This is a genomic window from Sporolactobacillus inulinus, assembly GCF_006539285.1.
GTDB lineage: Bacteria > Bacillota > Bacilli > Bacillales > Sporolactobacillaceae > Sporolactobacillus > Sporolactobacillus inulinus.
On the sequence record NZ_BJMS01000116.1, the window covers coordinates 1 to 8,739 of the forward strand.

6 protein-coding genes are annotated in these 8,739 nt (G+C 47.6%); 2 read left to right on the forward strand and 4 right to left on the reverse strand.

All coding sequences use genetic code 11. The features are described 5' to 3' along the window. Positions 1-129 precede the first annotated feature (129 nt). From SIN01_RS12915 to SIN01_RS12925, 3 genes are all read right to left on the reverse strand, one after another. A complete protein-coding gene (locus tag SIN01_RS12915) occupies positions 130-648 on the reverse strand; it encodes a YwgA family protein (protein WP_010023874.1) in 519 nt (172 codons plus the stop codon). A 69-nt stretch (positions 649-717) separates the two neighbouring features. Next, positions 718-2,010, reverse strand: a complete 1,293-nt coding sequence (locus tag SIN01_RS12920; protein WP_047035586.1) for an HD domain-containing protein — start codon at positions 2,008-2,010, stop codon at positions 718-720. 156 nt (positions 2,011-2,166) lie between these two features. Continuing rightward, complete coding sequence (locus SIN01_RS12925; RefSeq protein ID WP_010026954.1) at positions 2,167-2,958, reverse strand: PHP domain-containing protein; 792 nt, start codon at positions 2,956-2,958, stop codon at positions 2,167-2,169. A gap of 519 nt (positions 2,959-3,477) precedes the next feature. Between SIN01_RS12925 and ilvD the strand changes: the two genes are divergently transcribed. Beyond that, positions 3,478-5,205 (forward strand): dihydroxy-acid dehydratase, encoded by a 1,728-nt coding sequence (gene ilvD, locus SIN01_RS12930; protein WP_010026953.1) that lies wholly within the window; start codon positions 3,478-3,480, stop codon positions 5,203-5,205. Between the two features lie 142 nt (positions 5,206-5,347). Further along, positions 5,348-6,334 carry a bile acid:sodium symporter family protein gene (locus SIN01_RS12935; protein ID WP_010026952.1) on the forward strand — a complete coding sequence of 329 codons (987 nt, stop codon included), beginning with the start codon at positions 5,348-5,350 and terminating at the stop codon, positions 6,332-6,334. Positions 6,335-6,419: 85 nt separating this feature from the next. Here SIN01_RS12935 and SIN01_RS12940 read toward each other — a convergent pair whose 3' ends face one another. After that, on the reverse strand, positions 6,420-8,405 hold the full coding sequence (locus SIN01_RS12940) for a beta-glucoside-specific PTS transporter subunit IIABC (RefSeq protein ID WP_010026950.1): 1,986 nt from the start codon (positions 8,403-8,405) through the stop codon (positions 6,420-6,422). Positions 8,406-8,739 lie beyond the last annotated feature (334 nt).

Consider the following 8,739-nt stretch of genomic DNA (forward strand, 5'->3'; position numbering starts at 1 on the left):
GGCAAGCGAGCGGCTGGAGTGCTCTTCGTGCACAAGGTAATGAACAAAGCCTGAATGGAAGGCGGAAGGCGGAAGTAAGGACCGGGCGCTTTTTGCCCGGTTTTTCTTATTCTGGCAGATGTCCTGCGATTAAAAGACGGACACATCCGCAGCCCGTGCCGCACGCAGTTCGCTAAGAAACGTAAGTGCTGGTTCGAGAAAGCTGCATACCTCATCATTTTTTTCAAGCGTTCTCACTTTGTCGAACGCCGCATTTTGTGGCAGCTGATCAAAGAAAAGTAGCATTGCCGTGCATTCAAGAAAAGACGTTTTTTGCCCCATCACGCGCTGAATCAGCGGGGTTTTCGGCAGCTCATCTTTATAATGGGAGAGGAAATCCTCCCCGGCTTCTGAAATGCGATAGGCGCACTGTTCAGCCTGATCACTTCGACTCGTCCAGTCCTCGATTAAAAAACCAAAGTCGCATAATTCATCCAATTGGATCGACAGCTCTTCAGAATAAGGTCCGCTAAAATAGAAATGGAACTTCTGATTGAACGGGCAACCGAAGCGCTGAAGAATGTACACGATTTTCTGAAGTTTCTTGCGTTCTAAATAATCCTCCGACTGATGAATTAAGGCAGCAATTTTCGCGTGGTCTTCCAACATGTATCCTAATCCCCCATGTATCATGATCTCTATATCGTTTCGTTTGCACATGTTTTTGTCTGCAGTCGCTTAGATGCCAAGTAGATTTTTTATTTTTTTCCGATTAACGTCGTGTTTGGGCAGTTCATCGATCCGATCTTTTGGAAAATAGAGTTTGCAGTCCGTCCGGCGCATTCCGGTAATGGAGCCGACAACATCGGATTCCTGCGACAGCTCATGCAGCGTCCCGTCCGGCATCAGCAGTTCAATCGGCTGCCGCTCGCCTTCCTCGCCCGGCCGATACAAATCATACGGTGAATTTGATGAAGAATCAATTTCCAGATAGTAGCGCGGGTCAATGCCCGCTTGCTTAAAAGCAAGGGCAAGCTGATCTTTGGAGTGAATCAGAGAAGGCGAAAATTCAACATACTTAAACAAACGCCGATTCATGAACCGGTAGCAGAGATCGCTCAGAATCTCATCTTTTTCTTCTTGCCAGACCTGGAAGAAATAGAGAATAACCGACTCGTCCAGCTTGAGATAGTCATGAAGCGTCATGTTTCCGTCAAAGATCTGAATCAGCGGATGTGGTGTGTACTTGAATTGAAACCCTTCCTGATAAAGCGTTTTGGCCCGATGCAGAATCTGGGTGAGAATCACCTCGGCACTGCGTGTCACCGGGTGGAAGTATACTTGCCAATACATCTGGTAACGGCTCATAATATAGTCTTCCACCGCATGCATGCCGGAAAATTTAAAAACGATCTGATCATCAACCGTGCGCATCACGCGCCAAATACGTTCCATATCAAAATGGCCGTAGCTGACCCCTGTAAAATAAGCATCGCGCAACAGATAATCCATCCGATCACAGTCAATTTGACTGGAAATCAAACTGACAACCAACCGATTCGGATAGGTTTTGCCGATGACTTCAGCAACTTTTTCTGCGAATCCTTCGCCCTGCCGTTCAAGCAAGCGGTGAATTTCCGTATCCCCGAGAATGATTTTCTGCGTATACTCTTCGTGATTGGTACCAAAGACCTTTTCAAAGGAATGTGAAAAAGGTCCATGTCCGACATCATGAAGCAATGCAGCACAGAGCGCAATCATCGTTTCCGAATCATCCCAGTTGTTTCGGTACTTAAATATATCAATCACACGTCTGGCAATTTCATAGACGCCAAGCGAATGACCGAATCGGCTGTGTTCGGCTCCATGGAAGGTGAGAAATGTCGTGCCCAGTTGCCGAATACGCCGCAAGCGCTGAAATTCAGGCGTACCGATTAAATCCCAAATCAAACGGTGCCGAACATGAATATAGCGGTGCACCGGATCCTTAAATACTTTCTCTTCATTCAGTTTCTGCGCCGCCTGGGTCAAAAACACCACATCCTATAATTAAAGCGATTTTTTCCATTCTCTCGCTACGTTCTGCGATTAGTATACCTGCATGAAGCGCCTTTGTTAACCACAAACGTCTTCTTTTATCGACTAAACGGTTTTTGGAACCCCGATTTTGTCTGGCCGGTATCTGGTTTAGAGCGTCAGCTTGTCCACCATTCGCTTGCGCTCCTTAAAATAAACGGGAACGAGATTATACTCACGTGCCATCGCTTCACCGAGCGCGTAGTTGGTTCCGATCGACTCCGCCGTATGATTATCGCCGCCAATCGTCACATAGCTGCCGCCAAGCTCGCTGTAGCGGCGTACAATACTTTCAAGTCCTTCACGGAACCCGTTTTGATCAATGAGACGAAGGTTGATTTCAAGGCAAATATCATTCTCAATCAGCGTGCTGAGCAGATTATCCATGAGGAGCGGGTAGTCTTCGTAGCGAAGCACATTATCGCTATATTTCAAATAACGGCATGGGTAATCGATATGGGCAAACGTGTCAATATACGGATTCCGGTGAATCGTATGTTCGGCATAGATGAGGTACTGCCCAAACAGATCGTGTTTACTGAGAAAATTTTTCGCCCGATCCGAGTACAAATCAAAATCCTGAAGATTGTGTACCGATCCGATCACCATGTCGAATGGATGGGTTTCGACAAGTGCGCGGTTGCGTGCTGTATAATCAGGCCGATTATCCAGACCAAGTTCAATTCCAAGCAGCAGATGCTCGCCTCTTAACGGGCCATAAGCATCGAAGTAATGTGCAAGATCGAAATCGACTGAAGAACCATCCTCTTGACGTTCATTCAGATCATAGTGCTCGGTAAGTACGAGATTCATATGACAGCTTTCCGCTTTTTTCAGCGCTTCTTGAACATCCATATCTGCGTCAAATGAAAAACGTGTGTGGTTATGCGTATCAAAAACCATAGCTTCGTTCCTCCAATAGCCGTTTTCATTGCCTCAGCCGGTCCATCCAGAGCTGGCTTGCTTAACCACGTGAACCGGTATTGAGTATCTATTTTTTTCATATCTTTATAGTATAGGATTAAATAGATTTTGAAACAACGGATCTGCCAAGTTCGTTCTTCTCACGCCTTCTCGTCCAATAATCTTTTTGCATGCTGCATCGATTAACCCGGCCTATTGTCATTCAATAAGAATTCTATGCATTTTCTAAAAATTCCGTTGACGAACGTCAATGGGCGTGTTATAGTAACTTCTACAAAATTCTTAATTTAAATCAGAGGTTGATTATAATGTTCGTTTCGTCCCAACTACGCGTCGTGATTATTATCTAGGATCCTGGCAATCGCTGAAATGTATAACGATTGTCCGGGTCCTCCTTGGCGTAGTTGGGAGTCGGGCAAGGCTCTCATTCAATTTGAATGGGAGCTTTTTTGTACCTTTGGAGAATTTTAGAAAAAGAAACAGAAAGGATGAAATGAATTGAGAAGTGATGAGATCAAGAAAGGTGTCGATCGTGCACCGGCCAGAAGCCTGCTACGCGCAACCGGCATGGTAAAGAATCAAGAGGATATGAACAAACCGTTTATTGCCGTATGCAACTCTTATGTGGACATCGTTCCCGGTCATGTGCATTTGCGCGAATTAGCTGATGTTGCAAAACAAGCGATCCGTGACGCCGGTGGAATTCCGTTTGAGTTCAATACCATCGGCGTTGATGACGGCATCGCCATGGGTCATATCGGCATGCGCTACTCGCTGCCGAGCCGCGAACTGATCGCTGATGCAGCCGAGACGATGATCAATGCACACTGGTTTGACGGCGTTTTCTACATTCCTAACTGTGATAAGATCACGCCGGGCATGATGCTTGCAGCTGTTCGTACCAATGTTCCGGCTATCTTCTGTTCCGGCGGCCCAATGAAAGCCGGGCTGTCTGCTCAGGGAAAAGCGCTCACACTGTCATCCGTATTCGAAGGCGTCGGTGCCTTCAAAGAAGGACAGATGACCAAGGAACAATTCTTGGATCTTGAATCCTCCGCCTGTCCTACCTGCGGATCCTGCGCCGGTATGTTCACCGCCAACTCGATGAACTGCCTGATGGAAATGCTCGGCATCGCACTTCCAGGCAATGGCACTGCATTGGCCGTTTCTGATGAACGACGTGAACTTGTTCGGAAATCAGCCTTTAAACTGATGGACCTGATCAAAAAAGATGTTCGTCCGCGCGACCTGATCACTCCGGAAGCCATTGATGATGCATTTGCACTCGATATGGCGATGGGCGGCTCAACCAACACCGTTCTTCATATGCTGGCCGTTGCTTCTGAAGCAGCGATTGATTACGATCTGAACCGCATTAACCAAGTCGCAAAAAAGGTGCCATACCTGGCAAAAATAGCGCCAAGCTCTGCATTCTCAATGCAAGATGTTCACGAAGCCGGCGGCATCTCTGCGATCATCAAGGTCCTCACCGATATGGGCGGGGTCATCCATCCGGATCGACTTACCGTCTCAGGAAAAACCCTCCGCGAAAATGTCGCCAATGCGGCAATCAAAAATCCAAAAGTGATTCACCCGCTTGAAGACGCCTACAGCAAAGAAGGCGGGCTCTCCGTGCTCTTCGGCAACGTTGCGCCAAAAGGTGCGGTCATCAAAGTCGGCGGTGTCGATCCGTCCGTCAAAACATTTACCGGTCAAGCGATCTGCTTCAACTCACATGATGAAGCGGTTGAAGCCATTGATCATCACACGGTACACAAGGGCCATGTGGTCGTGATCCGCTATGAAGGCCCAAAAGGCGGACCGGGTATGCCGGAAATGCTTGCGCCAACCTCATCAATCGTTGGACGCGGACTCGGTAAAGAGGTTGCATTACTCACAGATGGACGCTTTTCCGGTGCGACACGCGGCATCTCGGTCGGTCACGTTTCCCCTGAAGCCGCTGCAGGCGGTCCAATCGCGCTCGTTCAAGACGGTGATGAGATTACCATCGATCTGACCAACCGTACCGTGCAGCTTCATGTTTCCGATGAAGAACTTGCTGCACGGCGCAAAACAGTGAAGCCTTTTGTACCGAAAGTGCGAAGCGGCTATCTAGCCCGCTATGCCGCACTGGTTACTTCCGCGCATACCGGTGGCGTGATGCGGCTGCCTGAAGCATGGTCTGGATCGGCTGACGAAGAGAAAAAGACAAATCCTGTACACTGATCCGTGCTGATCAGAAAGAGACAGAAGATGCCGATGAAGTGATCCATTTAACAGCCATTTGATTGAAAGTTTTATGACTACTTCGTGAACAAGACAGAAAAATAAAAGAGGATACCCGAAAAGAGAAAGGATGTTCTGAATCATGAAGGCTGTTGTTGCAACGGGACAATTTTTAGGAAAATATTTTGCTGCATTCGTACTGGCAGCTGCTGTCGTCAGCTACTTCCAACCCGGCTTAATCACGTGGGTACTTCCATACGTGAACGTTTTGCTTGGAATCATCATGTTCGGCATGGGCATGACCCTTAAGAAATCGGATTTCTCCGCTGTTTTTAAACGTCCAAAAGACGTTATCATCGGTGTGGTCGCTCACTATTTGATTATGCCGCTGATTGCTTTCGCACTTTGTTTTGCGTTCCAGCTCCCGCCTGCGGTTGCTGTCGGCGTGCTCCTCGTCGGCTGCTGCCCAAGCGGAACAGCCTCGAACGTCATGTGTTTCCTCGCCAAGGGCGACGTTGCGCTCGGTGTTTCGATCGGTGCTGTATCTACACTGATCGCGCCGGTGATGCTGCCGCTGATTCTCTGGCTGCTCGCCGGTCACTGGGTAGAAATTCCGACCCAGTCGCTCTTTGTCAGCGTTGTTGAAATCGTTATTGTGCCGATCGTTCTCGGCGTGCTCGCCAATACGTTGTTTGGCAAGAAAGCAGCTAAAGTAACCGATGCGCTGCCGCTTGTTTCAACGCTTGCCATCATCCTGATCGCAGGCGGCGTTGTTGCTGCATCAAATAAGAATGGCGACTTAGTGACTGCGGGCACACTTGTCATCATTCCGGTTGTTATCCTGCACAACCTGCTCGGCTACCTGCTCGGCTTCTTCTTCAGTCGCAAGCTTGGTATGAATCACGCCAAAAGCCGCGCGATCACCTTTGAGGTCGGCATGCAGAACTCTGCACTCGGCGTTGCCCTTGCTATGGCGTTCTTCTCACCGGTCGCCGCAATTCCGGCAACACTGTTCAGCATCTGGCACAATATGTCCGGCTCGCTCCTTGCCTCCTTCTGGGCGAATAAAAACATGTCGGATAAAGAAAACGTATCAAAGGATGATGCAGACGCAGTCCCTACTCCATAAAGCATCTTAGCAACAGACCATCTACACTTACAAAAAAAGGCACCCATTTCCAATTAAGGAAATGAGCGCCTTTTTCGTTCGCCTTTTACTTGCTGTATACCTGAATCAGAGGCTGATTCATCGCGGCGTCTTGGTCTAGCTCGGGAACAACGGCCTCATAATTATTTGTGTTGGTCACAATCACCATCGTGGTCGGATCATAACCGGCTTCTTTAATCTTGTCCGGCTCAAAGGTTGTCAAAAGATCGCCTTTTTTCACTTTCGCACCGGTTTCAATTTTCGGATCAAAGTGCTTGCCCTTCAATTCAACCGTATTGATTCCTATATGAATCAGTACTTCTACACCATTGTCGGATTTGATTCCATATGCATGACCGGTCGGAAAAGCCACCGTAATTTCACCGTCTACCGGTGACACGCAAGTTCCTTCCGACGGCAGCACGCCGACACCGGATCCCATCGCACCTGAACTGAATACCGGATCATCTACTTGAGAAAGCGGCACCGGATTACCGGCAACCGGGCTGTATACGGTTTCTGCCAAATTCAGGTCGCTTACGTTCACAGCCGGATGCTCGGCTTCTTCCGTTGCGGTTGAAGCCGCTGCTTCATCCTTTACATTAAGTCCAAGTTTTGCTGTCTTCTTTTCCGTGAGACTCTTCTTTCCAGAGGTCACCTTGGCGAACAGCTTTTCCGTGTTGCTTTCATTAAATCCAAAAATAAGGACGAGCAGCAATGCGCTGAGGAAGGCAACAACAAAACCAATGATCGCCCATACAATACTTGAATTGTTACCAATAAACAGCGGCATTTCAAAAATGTTCATAACCGGTGTGTAGCTGAAGCATTTAACGCCGGCTGCACTCACCGTTGCACCACCAAGTGCACCGCCGACCAAGCCAAAAATAAATGCTTTTTTGTATTTTAAGTTAATCCCATAGATTGCTGGTTCGGTAATCCCAAAGAATCCACTGATTGCCGCTGAGATCGCAATTTCTCGGTTTTTCAGCTTCTTTGCTCTGAAAATTGACCCGGTTACTGCGCCGAACTGTCCGGAAACGGCAACCATCATAACCGCAAGCAAGGTATCATAGCCATACGCTTGAATATTAATCAACGAAATCGGTAGGATGCCCCAATGCAATCCGAAAATAACAAAGATTTGGAAGGTGGCACCAAGAATACCGCCGGCAATCAGCGGGCTTAAGTCATATAAGAACTTATACCCATAAGCAAGTCCGGTACCGATCGCCGTGCCGAGTGGTCCGATGATCAAGAAGGTCAACAGCCCGGCAACAATCAACGTCAGAAAAGGAACGAAAACCAGCTGCATGACTGCCGGAAGCCGCTTCTTAAACCAGCGCTCGATATGACTTTCTAGCCAGATCGCCAAAATGGTCGGAATAACTGCACCGCCATAAGTTTTAAAGTCTACCGCGTAGCCCCATAAATGAGCAACCTCAGGAATCTGAGCGTCCGTCAGCGGATAGATCATCGCTGCAGCCAGCGCAACCGCGATGTAGCGATTGGTATTAAACTTGTCGGCTGCCGTAATGGCAATGAAAATCGGCAATAACGTAAATACGCCGCTCGCGAGTGTATTTATAATGAGATAGATCGGCGAGTTTGCCGGCAACCAGTGAAAGGTTGAAATAAGAATGGCGACGCCTTTTAGAACGCCGACACCGGCCAGTACTGAAATAAACGGCGTAAAAATGCCGGAGATAACGGCAACAAAACGTTCAAACCAGTTCTCCGATTTTGCCTCCTCTGTTTTTTCTTCTTGTCCCGCCGCAGCTTTGCTGTCTGTGGCACTGAATCCGTATCGATTCATAATCGCTTCATAGACCGGCACCACTTCGTCGCCGATAACCACTTGATATTGTCCCCCGGCACTAACCGCCGTCAGCACCATTGGAAGATCTTCAAGCACTTCCTTATTTGCCTTGCTTTGATCATTCAATCTGAAGCGCAACCGTGTCGCGCAATGAATCAATGATTTTACATTCTCTTTGCCGCCGACATTTGCAACAATTTCATCTGCCAGCTGTGAGTAGTCTTTCTTTGCCATGTCTAAGCCTCCTATAAACCGTTTTCATTATTACGCAACAAACCCTGTGTACACAAGTCCTCTATAATCAAGTTCATCGAACAAATCCTTATGTTTTCGGCACTTTATTTCAGACCGCAAACATCCTTTAAGCAAATTAAGCTTAAAATAAAAACGCTTTCTTGTCAAATTAATTTTCATGGAATTTATTTTCTTATCCCTTTCTCTCAAAGACGACTTATCGGAACTGTTTCGCTTTTTATTAGGCTCGATGATTGAATAAAAAACGAGAGAAAACAAATGGTATGCCCGATTTCAGGTTTGCTATTTCTAGATAAGAAAAACCGGGCAAAAA